The organism is Pectobacterium sp. F1-1 (genome assembly GCF_025643735.1).
Taxonomy (GTDB): Bacteria; Pseudomonadota; Gammaproteobacteria; order Enterobacterales; family Enterobacteriaceae; genus Pectobacterium; species Pectobacterium colocasium.
The window spans coordinates 3,197,980-3,215,275 of the sequence record NZ_CP104733.1 but is presented as its reverse complement, the minus strand read 5'-3'; the positions used below and the strand labels follow the sequence as shown (position 1 = coordinate 3,215,275).

Below are 17,296 nucleotides of genomic sequence, written 5' to 3'. Positions count from 1 at the left end.
AAGGCTCCCGTTACGGTTTTGCAGGTGTGGTGAGTGAGGGTGTCGCTGGTTGCTCAAAGTGGTAACGACCTGTTTTCAGGCTGCTTGGCCCCAGTCGGGCAAATTTGAACATCAGATACATTTCCGCAATAAGAAACAGCGTATACAGCCCGCAAATCAGCCCCATCGACAGCAGGATGTCATGTGCCTCCAGAGACGAATTGGCAATGGCGGTAGGCAGAACCTCGCCAACTGCCCACGGCTGGCGGCCGTACTCGGCGACGAACCAGCCGGACTCAATCGCGATCCAGGGCAAGGGAATCCCGTACAGCGCGGCGCGGTGCAGCCATTTACGCTGTCCCATGCGGCCGCGTATGACGCTCCAGAACGACAGCGCAAAAATGCCGAGCATCAGCACGCCGCAGCCCACCATCAAACGGAAAGCGACATACAGCGGTGCGACGCGAGGGATTGAGTCTTTGGTTGCCTGCTGAATCTGGTTTTCGCTGGCATTGGCGACATCATCGGTATAGCGCTTAAGCAGCAGACCGTAGCCAAGATCGTGTTTGGCGGCTTCAAAGCGTGTGCGAACGGCCGGATCGGTGTTACCCGAACGCAGTTCCTCCAGCAGACCATAGGCCGTCATGCCGTTACGAATGCGAAGTTCATTTTGTGCCATCAGGTCTTTAATGCCGACGACGGGTTTGTCGAGTGAACGTGTGGCGATAAGCCCCAGTAGATAGGGAACGTTGATGGCGTAGTCATTCTGCATCGTTTCCTGATTGGGGAGGGCGAACAGGGTGAAAGACGCCGGAGCGGGCTGTGTTTCCCATTCGGCTTCAATCGCGGCCAGCTTGGCTTTCTGCACATCGCCCATCACATAGCCGGATTCATCACCCAGCACGATGACGGACAGAACTGAAGCCAGACCGAAACTCGCTGCAATGGCGAACGATCGCTTGGCAAAGGCGATATCGCGGCCTCTCAGCAGATAGTAAGCGCTGATCCCGAGGACGAACATGGCGCCTGCGGTATAGCCTGCAGCCACGGTGTGCACGAATTTCACCTGCGCCACCGGGTTCAGCACCAGTTCGGCGAAGCTCAGCATTTCCATGCGCATGGTTTCATCATTGAATTCGGCGGCAATCGGGTTTTGCATCCAGCCATTGGCGACCAGAATCCACAGCGCGGAGAAATTGGAACCCAGCGCGACGAACCAGGTCACTAGCATATGCTGGACTTTGGTCAGACGATCCCAGCCGAAAAAGAACAGGCCGATGAGCGTGGATTCGAGGAAGAACGCCATCAACCCTTCCATCGCCAGCGGTGCGCCAAAAATATCGCCCACGTAGTGAGAATAGTAAGACCAGTTGGTGCCGAACTGGAATTCCAGCGTCAGGCCAGTTGCTACGCCCAGCGCAAAGTTGATGGCGAACAGCTTGCCCCAGAATTTGGTCATATCCTTGTAGATTGGCTTGCCAGTCAACACATACGTGGTGTTCATAATGGCCAGCAGGAAAGATAACCCCAGCGTCAGCGGGACGAAAAGAAAGTGATACATGGCGGTCAGGGCAAATTGCAGCCGCGACAGCTCGACGACATCAAACATGTTAGGCTCCTAGCGTCAGGCAGGAAAATGCTGTTATTCCGATACGTGTCGGAATAAATAGTGATGAACAAATGCGAATACATTACCGTCGACGATATTTACATGCGTCGAAAATTAACTTCATTGAGTGAAGTGAGATAAGAATAAATCGTGAGTGAAACGTGCAGGGATTATAACGTGCAAAAACTAAAGGATAAATAGTACAGTTTGTTGGTTTTGTTTTTTTATCTTTAATGTTGTTATTTTGTTTTTATATTTCAAGTTTAACTTATTTTTGGTTGATAATGCCACTTAAATTAAATAATTGACATTTTATTCTTAATTTATTTCATTGTTAAAAACTGAATTTAATTAAAATAGAACAGATTAGAGATGCATAAATATAACAGTTTAATTTTGTCTTTAATTTTATATTTGGCGACAAGAATAATAAGGAATGATCAAGGCTTCCCGCTCAAAGAAACGGAGATGAGGTGCGTGTGCCGTACGTTAAAATACGGCACACCTTATTTATATGGTTGACTGAGGCTATCGACTACGCGGAAGGCGCTTCTGGCCACACCACCGATGCGGCGGTGAGATCAATGCGGTTCAACGCAACCAGATACCTTTTCCATTGCGTTAGCCGTTCTTGTTCTTCATCCGTGGCAATAGTTAAGTCCACGGCGTAGCTCAGTTCGGTAATGTGGGTTGTTGCCGTTGCACGCCGTGCCGCCAGTTCCTGCTGTAGGCTTTTGGTTACGGCAAGCTGCTGCGCCTCCAGGTTTGTCACCCAGGCCGTTCCATCCCACTGATCGAACTCGGTGGCTGGAGCCAGAGCGGTCATATTTTCTGGTAGTTCGCCCAATTGCATCACCGTCTGCGCCTGACGGGTTTCCGTGCTGTAAACGGTCTGGCCGCGGTAATCTGGCACCTGTTCCCACGCTTTACCGTCTGCACGACGACGCAAGGCTCGGCCAGCAGGCGGTAATTCCGGCTCATCGGCGTAGCTGTCGGCAGGCAAGCCGACGCCCTGCATCACATATTCATAGCTGGCGCTCTGGTATTCCCGCGTCGCTGGATTAACGTGATAAACCGTAATCCACCCAGTGTTGATGGCTAACCCGTTTTCGTTCAGTTCTGCGTTTTTGATTTGTGTTGAATAGTGGCTCATTATGCTGCTCTCACGATGTAGTTAAATGCGATATTGCGTGGGCGGGTTTCAGATGCTGTTCGTGTTACGCGTGAAGAATCAAACTTAGCTCGTCGACCACCATCAGCTCTATTAGAAGTTGCGTCATAGTTAACATAGCCAGAAGTATCAGTATATAAGGCACCTGCTGGAGGAAAATTAGAATCAGCCGTTTGATCATCGATTGTCCAACTGGCTGTGATGGGTTGCATCGCATCAATTTGTAATGAACCTATAGCTCTGTTTACATCAACCCCACGCCCATCATCCCAGCCGCGCACGAATTCGCCGCGCAAATCGGGCAGAACACCAGACGGGTAACGCGAGGCTAAAACCGGATACAGAGTTTTATCAAATGACTGGCCGTTGCATTTCAGCCAGCCAGTAGGGGCGACGGCGCCGGGGAATGGCAGCGGGATACCCGCCAGCTCAGACGCCTGCATAGCGCCGATTGCTTGCGGCGTTAGGTTTCCTGAATGATAAAGGTGAACGGGCGGTAACCACCCCGTGGAATGGCGTTTACGTAGCGTGAAATAGTTATAGTCCTGTGAGGTCATGTTCTCATCTGCGAGAATCCAACCCCACTCAGTGCCGTCGGCGTCCCCAGCCCGATGGCGTGCGGACAAAAAGCATGCCCATCCGTTATTTTCAAACTCAACAGAGCCGATTAGATTGTTTCTTGAGCGGTCACAGACATACAGCCAATCAGCAATAGTGGCGAATTTTGTCGTTATTGCGTTTCCGACAGCCCCCGTTTCCATTCCGCTGCCGCCGTGCTCTTTCCGCAGTGGGAATGTCAGATTTTTGTCATGCCACAGGCGATAGACTGAACTGATTGTGCCTGAGTCATTTCCAGCACTGACAATTACCCCACCAAACTCGGCGCTGTTACTGTCAATACCCGCTGAAATTAGCGACCACGTGTCACCTGCGCGCATCATCATTCCCGCAGAGTAGCGAGGCATATATGGAGTTAACTGCTGGTTGCGTATGATTTGTGAGGGAGTGGATGAATTTTTTAACCAGTTGAACAGCGCCCCGGCATCATAATCCAGCACTGTCCCTGCGCCGCCAAACCCATACTGTCCCAGTTGCATGACAGGGATACCATTATGCAGCAACTCATTTGAAAGTATCCGTAGTGATGCCCCGCCGTTAATGCCGCTGCCACCATCTGCGATGATTCTGGCGTCAAAATCTACGCCGTTACCGCTCGAGTTAAAATCAACGAATGGCGTGTTTTTTTCCGATTTTGCGCCTATTTCGATTCCTGCATTTTTCGTATCAACAGTTACTGCTCCGGCAAACACGGGGTTGTTGAGTAAACCGATGTTTTGCCTAAATTGCGTTTTGTCTGGAATATCCGCGCCGTTCTGATCTTTTGCCAGCTTCCCGGCCAGTGCATTCAGTACGGTTGTACTGAAATTTGGATCATTGCCCAACGCATTAGCCAGTTCTTGCAGCGTATCCAGTGCCGCAGGAGAACCATTAACCAATGCGGCTACGGCGGCTTTCACAAAGGCCGTGGTCGCTATCTGTGTATCGTTCGCCGCCGCTCCGGCAGTCGGTGCCGTCGGCGTTCCCGTGAATGTCGGGCTCGCTTTCGGCGCGTATTGGGGATGTGCATCAAGCGTTGATGCATGAGCATTCAGCTTAGTGGTCACCTCAGTTTTCACTTCTGCAATCGCATTCAAGATGGTTGTGCTGAAGTGTGGATCGTTACCCAACGCATTTGCCAACTCTTGCAGCGTATCCAGTGCTGCCGGAGAACCGTTGATCAGTGCGGCAATGGCCGTTTTCACAAATGCAGTGGTGGCAATTTGCGTGTTGTTTGCCGTCTGTGCTGTTGTTGGCGCGGTGGGCGTTCCAGTGAAAGCAGGGCTCGCTTTCGGGGCATACTGGGAATGCGGGTCGCTGGCCGCGAGATGTACCTGCAAACTCTCGCCAGTGGTTTCCTGCATTTTTTTCAGGTACGCCGTGCGGCTGGCTAACTGCTCAGCCTGACGGTTGGAGATGCCTCCTGGGCCTGCGACCACCGGGTCCGATGTCTCAAGCTGATAAATCCCATCAATCCAGCTTTTTTGTTCAGATAAATTCGCCATTTTCATGCGTTCCTATGAGTGATGATAGTGCCACGATGTGACATCGCCGTATTTCTCTCTGTTTCTATGCCGATGTCAGCATTGTGCCGATGGCTATAAAACAGTTTTAGTCACGAGGAAGAGCGTACCTTTTCCGGTGGTGTGGGTTTAGTAACGGAGTTTAAAAATGGAAATGAAAAGTGCACGAAAGCCGTAGCAACCGAGCAGACACCCTGTCCTTGCTTCCCAATCAATATGAGCCGAGATTGCTGGCGCGCTAATTGCATATTTCCGAGCAGGTTTTTTTCAGGAGAGAGTGCGATGGTGGCGGAGCCTTCAACGACAATTCGATTTTTACTTGCCTCGCGCCAGTGTGAGCTGAACAACCTGCGCTACCTGCTGCAAAGTGGTGAACTGGTGGGGAAAATCAGCCAGCTCGTGCATCTATTACAGCGCGAACGGGGAACGGCCAACCTGTTTCTTTGCTCCGACGGCCGATTTTTCGCCGACGAACTGGTGCTACGTGAGAAAGACGTGCAGACGGCGCAGACGCATTTGATGACACATCTGGCCGGACTGGAAAAAATGACGGCGGAATTGCCGCAGGCGAGCCGTCTGTTCAGCCGTGTCGCCAGCGTGGTCTATGCGCTGAGCCTGCTGCCCGCGCTGCGCCAGCAGATCCGCCAGCGTTTGCTGCCTCAGCCGCAGGCGATGACATTTTTCAATGACATTGTCCGTAACCTGCTGGCGTTGGTTTTTGAGGTGTCGGATACGGCAGCCGATCCGGGCATTTCCCGCGCGTTGATTGCCATGTTCAGCTTTATGCAGGGGAAAGAGCTGGCGGGGCAGGAGCGTGCGGTTGGCGCGGCGGCCTATGGGGCGGGCAGCGTAGATGAGGAAACCCGGCAAAAGCTGCTGGATTTGATTGAACGACAAGAGCGCTGTTTCGATACCTTTCTCAGTTTTAGCGATGAAGAAAACCAGCAGCGCTGGAATGCTATCGCGATAGACAGCGAATTTGAGCGCCTGCGCCGCATTGTGTGCACCCGCAGCCCGATAGAAAAGCTGTCGGAGGCCGATAGTCTGCACTGGTTTTCGATTGCCACGCGGCGCATCGATGAAATGAAGCAGATGGAAGATGAGCTTGAGCAGACGCTGATGCAGCGCTGCCGTACCCGTATTGCGGCAGCGGAGAAGGCATGCCGCGATCAACGTGCGGATCTCGAAGAACTGATGGCGCAGCAGGAGAAGGACGATCCTGGCTATTCAATATTTATCGCCGGTCATGATGTGGAAGGGCAGAACGTCTCTCCCGGCTGGCTTAATAGCGATGGCGTCAGCCCACAGTTGGGACGATCGCTGTTGTCGCTGGTGCAGCAACAATCGCGGCGCTTACAGGCGCAGGATCATGAATTAGCCGCGCTGCGAGCGACCTTAAATGAAAGAAAACAGATCGACCGAGCGAAGGTATTGCTGATGCAGCACCGCGGATTAAGCGAAGAAGAGGCCTACAAAACCCTGCGCCGCATGGCGATGAGCCAGAATAAAAAGCTGATCGACATCGCCACCGCGATGCTCGCGGTAGCTGACGTATTCGGGGATACCCCTTAAGAGGTATATGCACATGAACTGTGCGTGTTCTGCTTGCTGGCGGTGCAAGACGCCGTCTTGTGAGTGCGAAAATAGCTGGGTCACTGACGGTGTGAAATGGTTTCGTGCGTACAAAGATCGCTATTTCTATGCTACGTCGTAGCACACGCACGACACGGGCGCTCAGTCGCCGCCGCCCCGTGACCCGAGGCTTTTTCGCGGGAAATTACGCCGCTGCGCGGTTCCTTCGGAAAATCAGTCACCTGACGGACCTTAGCTGACGCGCTCCCGGCGCGGCAGCCACTTTCGCAGCGTCCATGCTGCTCATCCTGGAGACTGATTTCTCCTCAGCGTAATTTACGCGACAGAAAAGACAAACCACTATTACCCTCTTTCTGTTGTGGTCATAAATTATAAAATTTCACTATTTATTAATATCTTACTTTTGCATGGCGTAAAAATTATGCAGCGGTGGGCGTGACCGCCGAGTGAGCGGCATGGATGCCGCGAAAGCCAGTGCCGCGTAGGGAACGCGTCACTGGCGGCTCGATTAGCGGTCATGTTCACCGATGGTACCGCGTAGCGGCATAATTTAGCCGGAAGCCAGGGTTCGCAGGGCTGCGGCGCTTGAGCGCCCTGCGTCGGGCGCGTGTACGGTATTGCATAAAAGGGTGGCGGTATGGCGCACGAAACGGTCTCCGAACCTGTATAGATATGTGATTAAGAAACCGCCCCTGAGAAGGGAAGGTTCGCAAAACTGTGATAACTGGCACAAACCTTGCTTTAACTCATTAGCAACAACCAAACATTCATAATGCGTTTCGGGCCAATGGCGGTGCGGAAAGTGTTAATCGGACAACGGCGTCCATAAGCGTGCAAATTTTGCATGGGCTTGTGGACGCCGTTTTTGTTTTTTACCGCCTGAAAAGGTGTTTTGCGCAAGGGTGCCGTTGATGAGTGATTCCAAAACCAAAAGCATGTCTGTCTCTCGCCGCCAGTTTCTGTTGGGGAGTGCTGCATTGGGAGGCAGCCTGATGCTGCCAGGGTTGATGAATAGCGCCTGGGCCGCAGGTTCCGACGCGCCGGAGAAAAAGGAAATCCGGGTCGGGTTTATCCCGTTGACGGACTGTGCCTCCGTGGTGATGGCGGCAGTGAAAGGTTTCGATAAGAAATACGGCATCACGATTGTTCCCAGCAAAGAAGCCAGCTGGGCGGCGGTACGCGACAAACTGGTGTCGGGTGAACTGGATGCCGCCCACATTCTGTACGGGCAGCTGTACGGTCTGCAAATGGGGCTGTCCGGGGCGCAGAGCAATATGGCGGCACTGATGACGCTCAACCAGAACGGACAAGGCATCACGCTGGCAAACCAGCTGCGTGCAGCCAATGTCACGGATCTGGCGGCGCTGCAAAAATATATCGCCGCCAGCCCGGCGGGCACTTACACCTTCGCACAAACCTTCCCGACCGGTACGCACGCCATGTGGCTCTATTACTGGCTGGCTTCTGCCGGGATCCACCCGCTGAACGACGTGCGCACCGTGGTGGTGCCACCGCCGCAGATGGTGATGAACATGAAGATTGGCAACATGGTGGGTTACTGCGTCGGCGAACCGTGGAACCAGCGTGCCATCAGCGAAAAAATCGGCTTTACCGCCGCCACCTCGCAAGACATCTGGCCGGATCATCCTGAAAAAGTGCTGGGTACCCGCGCCGACTGGGTAAACGCCAACCCCAATAGCGCCCGCGCGTTGACTGCCGCGATTCTCGATGCGTCACGCTGGATTGACGCCTCGGACGACAACCGCCGTGAGACGGCAGGCGTCGTTGCCGGACGCGCCTACATCAATGCCAAAGAAGACACTATCGTCGGACGCATGCTGGGCCAGTACGAAAACGGACTGGGGAAAAGCTGGAAAGACGAACACGCGATGCGTTTCTACCACGACGGTTCCGTGAACTACCCGTACCTGTCCGACGGCATGTGGTTCCTCACCCAGCACAAACGTTGGGGCTTGCTCACCGAAGAACCGGACTATCTGGCTGTCGCGAAGCAGGTTAACCGCATTGATATCTACAAGCAGGCGGCCGAGGCCGTGGGGAATGTGCCGTTGCCCGGTAGCGACATGCGCAGCAGCGTGCTTATCGACGGCCGCCGCTGGGACGGTAGCGATCCGGCGGGGTATGCCAACAGTTTCAGCGTGAAGAAATAAGTGAGGTTGATGATGAAAAACCAGGCTCGAGTCATTCCGATTACTGCGGATAACGCCCCGGAAACGGTGCACAGTGCTGAAGTTATGCCGCTGCCAACCAAACCGGTGACACCTGAAAAAGCACCAGCAGCACCGGCTTTCGCCTACCGAGCGCGGCTGCGTAAGCTGTTTCAGCAGCTTTTCCCCGCGGTTCTGGGGTTGGGTCTGCTGGTTGCGGTCTGGCAGATTGCCGCGCTCAACAGCGAAAATTTCCCGACGCCGTGGACGACCTGGCTTGCGGCGCTCAGCCTCTTCGCCGATCCGTTTTACATCGCCGGGCCGAACGATCAAGGGATTGGCTGGAATGTTCTGGCCTCGCTGCAACGTGTCGGCATCGGTTTTGGGCTGGCGGCGCTGGTCGGCATTCCCACCGGTTTTCTGATTGGCCGTTTTACCTTTCTGGCTAACATGCTTAACCCGATTATCTCACTGCTGCGTCCGGTCAGTCCGCTGGCGTGGTTGCCTATCGGTCTGCTGCTGTTCCAGCGCGCGGAACCGGCATCCAGTTGGACCATTTTCATCTGTTCCATCTGGCCAATGATCCTCAACACCGCCGAAGGCGTACGCCGCATCCCGCAGGATTACCTGAACGTGGCGCGTGTGCTGAAACTGTCCGAATTCACCATCATGCGCAAAATTCTGCTGCCGGCGGTGCTGCCTAACGTGTTGACCGGTGTGCGTCTGTCGATTGGTGTCGCCTGGCTGGTGATTGTCGCCGCAGAGATGTTGACGGGCGGCGTCGGTATCGGCTTCTGGATTTGGAATGAGTGGAACAACCTGAATGTGGAAAACATCATCATCGCCATCGTGGTGATTGGCGTTATCGGTCTGCTGCTGGAGCAGGGACTGGTGTGGATTGCTAACCGTTTCAGCTATGACAACCGCTAAGGAGCCGACCATGCGTACAACACCGATTATTCAAGTGCAGCAGGTGAGCCAGCGTTTCAATACCGCCAGCGGTGAGTTTCTGGCGCTCGATCAGGTGAGTTTCGACATTCACACCGGTGAGACGATCAGCCTGATCGGCCATTCCGGCTGCGGCAAATCCACACTATTGAACCTGATCGCCGGTCTGACGCTGCCGAGCAGTGGTGGCCTGCTGTGTGACAACCGTGAAATCGACGGCCCAGGGCCGGAGCGCGGCGTTGTCTTTCAGAACCACTCGCTGCTGCCGTGGCTGACCACCTACGAAAACGTCGCGCTGGCTGTACGCCAGGTATTTCGCGGGCAGATGAACAAGCACGAGATGCACGAATGGATTACCCACAATCTGGAACTGGTGCACATGGGGCATGCGCTGAACAAGCGACCTAATGAGATCTCCGGCGGGATGAAGCAGCGTGTGGGGATCGCCCGCGCGCTGGCCATGAAGCCGAAGGTGTTACTGATGGATGAACCGTTCGGCGCGTTGGATGCGCTGACCCGTGCGCACCTTCAGGATGCGGTGATGGAGATTCAGCAGCGGTTGCAAACCACGATTGTGCTGATTACCCACGATGTCGACGAGGCGGTACTGCTGTCGGATCGTGTGCTGATGATGACGAATGGCCCAGCGGCCACGGTCGGCGAAATCATGACGGTCGAGCTGGAACGTCCGCGCTCACGTGTCGCCCTGGCTGACGATCCGCGCTATCACCACTATCGTCAGCAGGTGCTGCATTTCTTATATGAAAAGCAGCCAAAAGCAGCCTGACAGCGAGGCCGGAACGATGATGAAACCGCATCTGATTGTGATTGGTAACGGGATGGCGAGTGCGCGATTTGTCGATACGTTGCGGCAACTGGCTGCGACGCGCTACCGCATCACCGTGATTGGTGATGAACCGCGCGCCAGCTACAACCGCATCCTGCTGTCGCCGGTATTGAGCGGCGAAAAAGCGTTTACGGATACGCTGCTGATGCCTGCGGCTATCGATGATGATGCGGCGCTGCCAGTGAGTTATCTGTTGGGTGAGCGGGTAACCCATATCGATCGCCAGCAGCGTGAGGTGACAACGACGCAACGGCAACTGCATTACGATCATCTGGTGCTGGCGACCGGATCTACGCCGTTTATGCCACCGATGCCCGGTATCGATCTGCCGGGCGTATGCGGCTTCCGCACGCTGGATGATGTCGAGCTGATGTTGACGACGATTCGCCAGTCCGTGCCTGCGGTGGTGATCGGCGGCGGTTTGCTTGGGATTGAAGCGGCAGCAGCGCTGAAACTGCGCGGTGCCGACGTCACGCTGCTGCATCGCGTCCCGATTCTGATGGAGCGTCAACTGGACGCGACGGCGAGTGGCCTGCTGTGCGACAGCCTGCGCGCACGCGACATTGTCTGTGAAACAGATGTGCAGGTGGTGGCGCTACACGGTGATGAACATGGCGTAACGGCTGTCGCCCTGGCGGATGGCCGCACGATCCCCGCCGGACTGGTGGTGGTGACGGCGGGCGTGATTCCCGCCAGCCAACTGGCACGCGAGTGTGGCTTGCCTTGTAACCGCGGTGTGCTGGTGGACGGACAACTGCAAACCGCCGATCCGTATATCAGCGCGATTGGCGAATGTTGCGAACTCAATGGCGAAACCTTTGGGCTGGTTGCCCCGTGTTTCGCCCATGCCACGCTGGCGGCACAGCGCCTTGCTGGACATGCGCCGAAAGACTATCAGCCTGAACAGGCGGCGACGCGGCTGAAAGTTACGGGCATTGGCGTGGTCAGCGGCGGTGATATTAACGTGGCACCGGATGATGAGGTGTACACCCTGTTTGATCCGCAGACGCAGCACTACCGTCGTCTGCTCGTTCGCGACGGTCGGCTGAGCGGTGTCCTGCTGTATGGCGACATTGACGACAGCCAGCGTTTGCTGGCCGCGATGGATAGCGCGACAGAAGGCGAGATGATTTCGCCTGCCTCGCTGCTTTTCGGCTTTTCTTCCCCTGGTTCTGACTCACAGCCTGAAGCTGTAAGGATTCCTGTCATGAGCAAACCTATTTTGGTGGTCGTCGGCCACGGTATGGTCGGCCACTATTTTCTTGAACAACTGGTCGAGCGCGACCTGCATCGGCACTACCACATCGTCGTCTTTGGTGAAGAACGTCATGAAGCCTATGACCGTGTTCACCTCTCCGAGTATTTCTCCGGCCGCAGCGCGGCCTCGCTGTCGCTGGTAAAAGAGGGCTTTTTTGCCGAGAACGGCATTGAGCTGCGCAGCGCCAGCGAGATCGTGGCTATCGATCGGGAACGTCAGTGCGTGTGCGATGCGCAGGGCCGTGAAACCGCCTACGACAAACTGGTGCTGGCAACGGGCTCTTATGCGTTTGTTCCGCCGATTCCCGGTAATACGCGCCCTGGCTGTCTGGTGTATCGCACGTTGGACGATCTGGACGCGATTGCGGCACAGGCGAAAAAGGCTAAATCCGGCGTGGTGATCGGTGGCGGTTTGCTGGGGCTGGAGGCTGCCAACGCCCTGCGTCAACTGGGGCTGGATACCCATGTAGTAGAATTCGCGCCGCGTCTGATGGCGGTACAGTTGGATGACGGCGGTGCCACCATGCTGCGGCGCAAGATTGAAGCACTGGGCGTACAGATTCATCTCAGTAAAGAAACGCGGGAAATCACCGACGGCGAGCAGGCGTTGCATCGCCTCTGCTTTGCTGACGGCAGCGTACTGGAAACCGATTTAGTGCTGTTTTCCGCCGGGATTCGTCCGCGTGACAAACTGGCGGATAGCGGTGATTTAGAGAAAGGGCCGCGCGGCGGTATCGTGATTGATGACCACTGCCAGACTTCCGATGACGCGATTTTCGCCATCGGCGAGTGTGCGCTGTGGAAAGGGCAGATTTTCGGGCTGGTGGCACCGGGCTACCAAATGGCACGCAGCGTGGCGGATACGCTGGCGCAGCGCGATACGCTATTTACCGGTGCGGACATGAGTACCAAGCTGAAGCTGCTGGGCGTGGAAGTGGCTTCGATTGGCGATGCGCATGGGCGCACGGCGGGAAGCCAAAGCTACCAGTGGACGGACGGCCCGAACGAGGTCTACAAGAAAATTGTCGTCTCTGCCGATGGCAAGCGTTTACTGGGGGCGGTACTGATTGGCGACAGCAGCGATTACAGCACGCTGCTGCAAATGATGCTCAACGATATGCCGCTGCCTGCACAGCCGGAAGGATTGATTTTGCCAGCACGTTCTGGCGATGCGCCGAAAGGACTGGGTGTGGCAGCCTTACCGGCTAGCGCACAGATTTGTTCCTGTCATAACGTCAGCAAAGGCGATATCTCGGCGGCGGTGGCGGGCGGCTGCGGCGAACTGGGCGCGCTGAAAACCTGCACCAAAGCGGGGACGGGCTGCGGCGGCTGTGTGCCGTTGCTTAAACAGGTGATGGAGTACGAACTGACGCAGTTGGGCGTCGAAGTGAAAAAGGATATTTGCGAGCACTTCGCCTATTCGCGTCAGGAGCTGTACCACCTGATTCGCGTGCATGAGATCCGCTCGTTCGACAGCCTCCTTGAGCGTTACGGCCACGGTTTGGGCTGCGAAGTGTGTAAACCGCTGGTGGGGTCGATGCTGGCCTCCTGCTGGAATGACTATCTGCTGCAACCGCAGCACCTGCCGTTGCAGGATACCAACGATCGTTTTTTTGCCAATATCCAGAAAGATGGCACCTATTCCGTCGTGCCGCGCGTTCCGGCAGGGGAGATCACGCCAGAAGGCCTGATCGCTATCGGGCAGGTTGCGCAGCGCTATAACCTGTACACCAAGATCACCGGCGGCCAGCGGGTGGATTTATTCGGTGCTCGCTTAGAGCAGCTTCCAGAGATCTGGCGTGAGCTGATCGATGCCGGATTTGAAACCGGCCATGCCTACGGTAAATCGCTGCGTACCGTGAAATCCTGCGTGGGATCGACCTGGTGTCGCTACGGCGTGCAGGATTCCACCGGGCTGGCGATCCAATTGGAGCACCGTTACAAAGGGCTGCGTTCACCACATAAGATCAAAATGGCGGTATCGGGCTGTACCCGCGAATGTGCGGAGGCGCAGAGCAAGGATATCGGCGTGATTGCCACCGATAAAGGCTGGAATCTCTACGTGTGCGGCAACGGTGGCATGAAACCGCGCCATGCGGATCTCTTCGCCAGCGATCTGGATACGGAAACCCTGCTGCGCACGATCGATCGGGTCTTGATGTTTTATATCCGCACTGGCGATCGCCTCCAGCGAACCAGCACCTGGATGGATAATCTGGAAGGCGGTATCGACTATCTGCGTCAGGTGATTCTGGAAGACAGCCTGAATATTGGCGAAGAGTTAGATCAAGAGATGCAGCGCGTGGTGGAGGCTTACCAGTGCGAATGGCAAACCACACTGGAAAGCCCGGAACGTCTGGCGTTGTTCCGCGGTTTCCTGAACAGCGATAGCCCGGATGAAGCGGTGGTGATGGTGCCGGAGCGTGGACAAATTCGTCCGGCGCAGGAGCATGAGAAAGCGGTATCGCCAGAACCGGTTGCCCTGAAACCCGCCGCGCACGAAGCGGAGTGGGTACAGGTGGCGACGCTGGGGGATATTCCGCGTCATGCTGGCATGGCGGCGCGCCTTGGGCAGCAGCAGATCGCGCTGTTCCACCTGCCGGGCAGCGATCAGCAGGTGTATGCGTTGGAAAACCATGAACCGGGCAGCGGGGCGAATGTGCTGTCGCGTGGGCTGATCGGCGACGTGGCGGGTGAACCGGTGGTGATTTCACCGCTGTACAAGAAACGCTTCAAGCTGCGTGATGGCGTGAGCCCGGATGACAGTGCGCTATACGTGCGCGCCTGGCCGGTGCGCGTGGAAGACGACGAGGTTTGGGTATGCCGTCAACCGCTGGCCGTACCGGAAAGCGTCGCTCTGGCTGACGCCGCCATGGCGAAAGCATCATGACCGCGCGTGTCTGTCGGACGACCTGCCCGTATTGTGGCGTCGGCTGTGGCGTGCTGGCAGAACGCGACGAGCAAGGCACAATAACGATCAGCGGCGATCCGGTGCATCCGGCGAATTGGGGTCGGCTGTGCGTCAAAGGCTCCGCGCTGGGGGAAACGCTGGATTTGAAAGGTCGGCTACTGTGGCCGCTGGTGGAAGGGCGCCGCGTTAGCTGGGAGCAGGCGCTGGATACGGTGGCCGAGCGGCTGCTGGCAACCATGCAGCAACACGGTCCGCAGTCGGTGGCGTTTTATGGTTCAGGTCAGCTGCTGACGGAGGATTACTACGTTGCCAACAAGCTGATGAAGGGCTTTATTGGCGTCGCCAATATGGATACCAATTCGCGGCTGTGCATGGCGTCGGCGGTGATCGGCTACAAACGTGGACTGGGTGCGGATGCCGTTCCCTGTAATTACGAAGATATCGAACAGGCGGATGTGGTGGTGCTGGTGGGATCTAATACCGCCTGGGCACATCCGGTGGTGTATCAGCGGTTGGTGCAGGCGAAACAGCAGCGGCCGCAGATGCAGGTGGTGGTGATCGACCCACGGCGTACTGCAACCTGTGATATCGCCGATTTGCATTTACCACTGCAGCCCGGCAGCGATGCCGGGCTGTTTAACGGCCTGCTGCATTGGATTGCACAAGGTTCACGTATCGATCGCGCCGCATTGGCTGAACGCTTTTCCGGCGTGGAGGAAGCATTACAGTCAGCGCAAGCATGGTCGGTGGCACAGGTGGCGGATTTCTGCCAGCTTGATGAAGCCGATATCGAGTGTTTCTATCACCTGTTCAGCACCAGTGAAAAGGTGGTGACGCTCTATTCGCAGGGTGTTAACCAATCGTCCTCGGGCAGTGATAAATGTAACGCGATCATCAATGCCCACCTGCTGAGCGGCAAAATTGGTTTACCCGGTAGCGGTCCGTTTTCGATAACCGGACAGCCAAATGCGATGGGCGGGCGGGAAGTCGGTGGGCTAGCCAATCAGCTTGCCAGCCACATGGGTTTTACACCGCAGGATATCGAGCGCGTGGGACGCTTTTGGCAGAGCGATAACGTAGCGACGCAGCCCGGCCTGAATGCGGTAGACCTATTTCGCGCAGTAGAACGCGGCGATATTAAGGCGGTATGGGTGATGGGCACCAATCCGGTGGTATCGATGCCGGATGCCGACCGCGTGAAACAGGCGCTGGAGCGCTGCCCGCTGGTGATCGTCTCCGAGGTAATGCGTCATACCGATACCGCAGAAACCGCTGATATCTTACTGCCCGCGTTGGGTTGGGGAGAAAAAGATGGCACGGTGACCAATTCCGAACGCCGCCTTTCCCGTCAGCGTGCCTTTCTGTCTGCGCCGGGGGAAGCCAAAGCCGACTGGTGGATCCTGAGTCAGGTGGCGCAGCGTATGGGATTTGCCGAGGCATTTGCTTATCAGCATCCGGCGGAGATCTTTCGTGAACATGCGGCGCTGTCCGGGTTTGAGAATAACGGCAGCCGCGCGTTTGATATCAGCGGGCTGGCGACGCTCAGCAATCAGCAGTGGCAGCAGTTGGAACCGATACAGTGGCCGGTGAATGCGGCATTTCCACGCGGGCGTGCCCGGCTGGGTGACGATGACCGATTCTGGCATGCCGATGGCAAAGCGCGGTTGGTGGCGGTAACCCCGTCGCTGCCGCAAAGCCTGTGGAGCGAGGCATATCCACTGGTGCTGAACACCGGGCGGATTCGCGATCAGTGGCACACCATGACGCGCACCGGTAAAGCGGCTCGGCTGATGCGTCATATCAGCGAACCCTACTGCGAGCTGCACCCGCAGGATGCACAAACGCATGATATTCAGGCGGGCGATCTGGTTCGCCTGTCGTCGGTGCACGGCTGGATGCTGGCGCGGGCGCGGATTGACGCCGGACAGGCACGCGGCAGCGTGTTTGTGCCGATGCACTGGAATCAGCAGTTCAGCGCCCAGGCGCGGGTCGACAGTTTAGTCGCGCCGATTACCGATCCCCATTCCGGCCAGCCGGAAAGCAAGCACAGCCGGGTACGTATCCAACCCTCGCATACCGCCTGGCAGGCAACGCTATTTTTTGCCGATGAATCGGCTTCAGCGCCATTAAGATTACCCACAGAGCATGACGTTCTGCCGCCGCCTGCACCCTATTGGAGCAAGATTCCGCATGAGGGCGTGACGCAGTATCTGTTTGCCGACCGCGTGCCGGTAGACAACTGGCAGGCATGGCTGACTGAGCATTATTGCCTGGAGAACATGCAGTATCAGATCGCACAGGGCAACGGCATCTTTCACCTGATTGGCTGGCGTGATGGCCGTGTCGTGCTTGCCTGCTATGTCAGCGCACAGGTGCTGCGCATCGACAGCGATGCGGTGTGTCAGGCGTTTATCCATCCGCCTCAGCTACCGCACGAGCGGCATGCGCTGTTGGCGGGTCAGGCACCACAGGGGCAGGTGCAGCAAGGTGCAACGATTTGCAGCTGCTATAGCGTGGGTGAAGCGATCATTGTTGGCGCGATTCGTCAAGGGTGCCACAGCGTGGTGGCGTTAGGCGGAGCGCTGAAATGTGGCACTAACTGCGGTTCCTGTATCCCCGAACTGAAGGCGTTATTGAGTCAGCATGTACCGATAACGATCAATGAACTGAAGAAAGCAGGTTGAGCGCCACGG

9 protein-coding genes are annotated in these 17,296 nt (G+C 56.2%); 6 read left to right on the top strand and 3 right to left on the bottom strand.

The window, feature by feature from the left end; translation table 11 throughout:
- Window positions 1-10 precede the first annotated feature (10 nt).
- The 3 genes from cydA to NAL19_RS14285 form a co-directional block, all read right to left on the bottom strand.
- On the bottom strand, window positions 11-1,588 hold the full coding sequence (cydA, locus tag NAL19_RS14295) for a cytochrome ubiquinol oxidase subunit I (RefSeq protein ID WP_263057691.1): 1,578 nt from the start codon (window positions 1,586-1,588) through the stop codon (window positions 11-13).
- A gap of 535 nt (window positions 1,589-2,123) precedes the next feature.
- Complete coding sequence (locus tag NAL19_RS14290) at window positions 2,124-2,741, bottom strand: tail fiber assembly protein (protein WP_263057690.1); 618 nt, start codon at window positions 2,739-2,741, stop codon at window positions 2,124-2,126.
- Complete coding sequence (locus tag NAL19_RS14285; protein ID WP_263057689.1) at window positions 2,741-4,861, bottom strand: tail fiber protein; 2,121 nt, start codon at window positions 4,859-4,861, stop codon at window positions 2,741-2,743. The genes NAL19_RS14290 and NAL19_RS14285 overlap by 1 nt, the downstream gene beginning before the upstream one ends.
- A 300-nt stretch (window positions 4,862-5,161) precedes the next feature.
- Between NAL19_RS14285 and NAL19_RS14280 the strand changes: the two genes are divergently transcribed.
- The 6 genes from NAL19_RS14280 to NAL19_RS14255 all read left to right on the top strand — a co-directional run bounded on the left by NAL19_RS14280 (window position 5,162) and on the right by NAL19_RS14255 (window position 17,287).
- Window positions 5,162-6,451 carry a nitrate regulatory protein gene (locus NAL19_RS14280; protein ID WP_263057688.1) on the top strand — a complete coding sequence of 430 codons (1,290 nt, stop codon included), beginning with the start codon at window positions 5,162-5,164 and terminating at the stop codon, window positions 6,449-6,451.
- A 932-nt stretch (window positions 6,452-7,383) separates the two neighbouring features.
- On the top strand, window positions 7,384-8,643 hold the full coding sequence (locus NAL19_RS14275) for a CmpA/NrtA family ABC transporter substrate-binding protein (RefSeq protein WP_263057687.1): 1,260 nt from the start codon (window positions 7,384-7,386) through the stop codon (window positions 8,641-8,643).
- A 12-nt stretch (window positions 8,644-8,655) separates the two neighbouring features.
- Window positions 8,656-9,570: a nitrate ABC transporter permease gene (ntrB, locus tag NAL19_RS14270; RefSeq protein WP_263059726.1), complete on the top strand. Its 915-nt coding sequence runs from the start codon at window positions 8,656-8,658 to the stop codon at window positions 9,568-9,570.
- A gap of 10 nt (window positions 9,571-9,580) precedes the next feature.
- On the top strand, window positions 9,581-10,375 hold the full coding sequence (locus NAL19_RS14265; RefSeq protein WP_015840929.1) for an ABC transporter ATP-binding protein: 795 nt from the start codon (window positions 9,581-9,583) through the stop codon (window positions 10,373-10,375).
- A 19-nt stretch (window positions 10,376-10,394) separates the two neighbouring features.
- A complete protein-coding gene (gene nirB / locus NAL19_RS14260; RefSeq protein WP_263059725.1) occupies window positions 10,395-14,582 on the top strand; it encodes a nitrite reductase large subunit NirB in 4,188 nt (1,395 codons plus the stop codon).
- Complete coding sequence (locus tag NAL19_RS14255; RefSeq protein ID WP_263057686.1) at window positions 14,579-17,287, top strand: nitrate reductase; 2,709 nt, start codon at window positions 14,579-14,581, stop codon at window positions 17,285-17,287. The genes nirB and NAL19_RS14255 overlap by 4 nt, the downstream gene beginning before the upstream one ends.
- Window positions 17,288-17,296 lie beyond the last annotated feature (9 nt).

Excerpts from the sequence above, each read along its gene's own strand:
- cydA (WP_263057691.1), bottom strand. The coding sequence starts at position 1,588 with ATGTTTGATGTCGTCGAGCTGTCGCGGCTGCAATTTGCCCTGACCGCC.
- NAL19_RS14290 (WP_263057690.1), bottom strand. The coding sequence starts at position 2,741 with ATGAGCCACTATTCAACACAAATCAAAAACGCAGAACTGAACGAAAAC.
- NAL19_RS14285 (WP_263057689.1), bottom strand. The coding sequence starts at position 4,861 with ATGGCGAATTTATCTGAACAAAAAAGCTGGATTGATGGGATTTATCAG.
- NAL19_RS14280 (WP_263057688.1), top strand. The coding sequence starts at position 5,162 with ATGGTGGCGGAGCCTTCAACGACAATTCGATTTTTACTTGCCTCGCGC.
- NAL19_RS14275 (WP_263057687.1), top strand. The coding sequence starts at position 7,384 with ATGAGTGATTCCAAAACCAAAAGCATGTCTGTCTCTCGCCGCCAGTTT.
- ntrB (WP_263059726.1), top strand. The coding sequence starts at position 8,656 with ATGAAAAACCAGGCTCGAGTCATTCCGATTACTGCGGATAACGCCCCG.
- NAL19_RS14265 (WP_015840929.1), top strand. The coding sequence starts at position 9,581 with ATGCGTACAACACCGATTATTCAAGTGCAGCAGGTGAGCCAGCGTTTC.
- nirB (WP_263059725.1), top strand. The coding sequence starts at position 10,395 with ATGAAACCGCATCTGATTGTGATTGGTAACGGGATGGCGAGTGCGCGA.
- NAL19_RS14255 (WP_263057686.1), top strand. The coding sequence starts at position 14,579 with ATGACCGCGCGTGTCTGTCGGACGACCTGCCCGTATTGTGGCGTCGGC.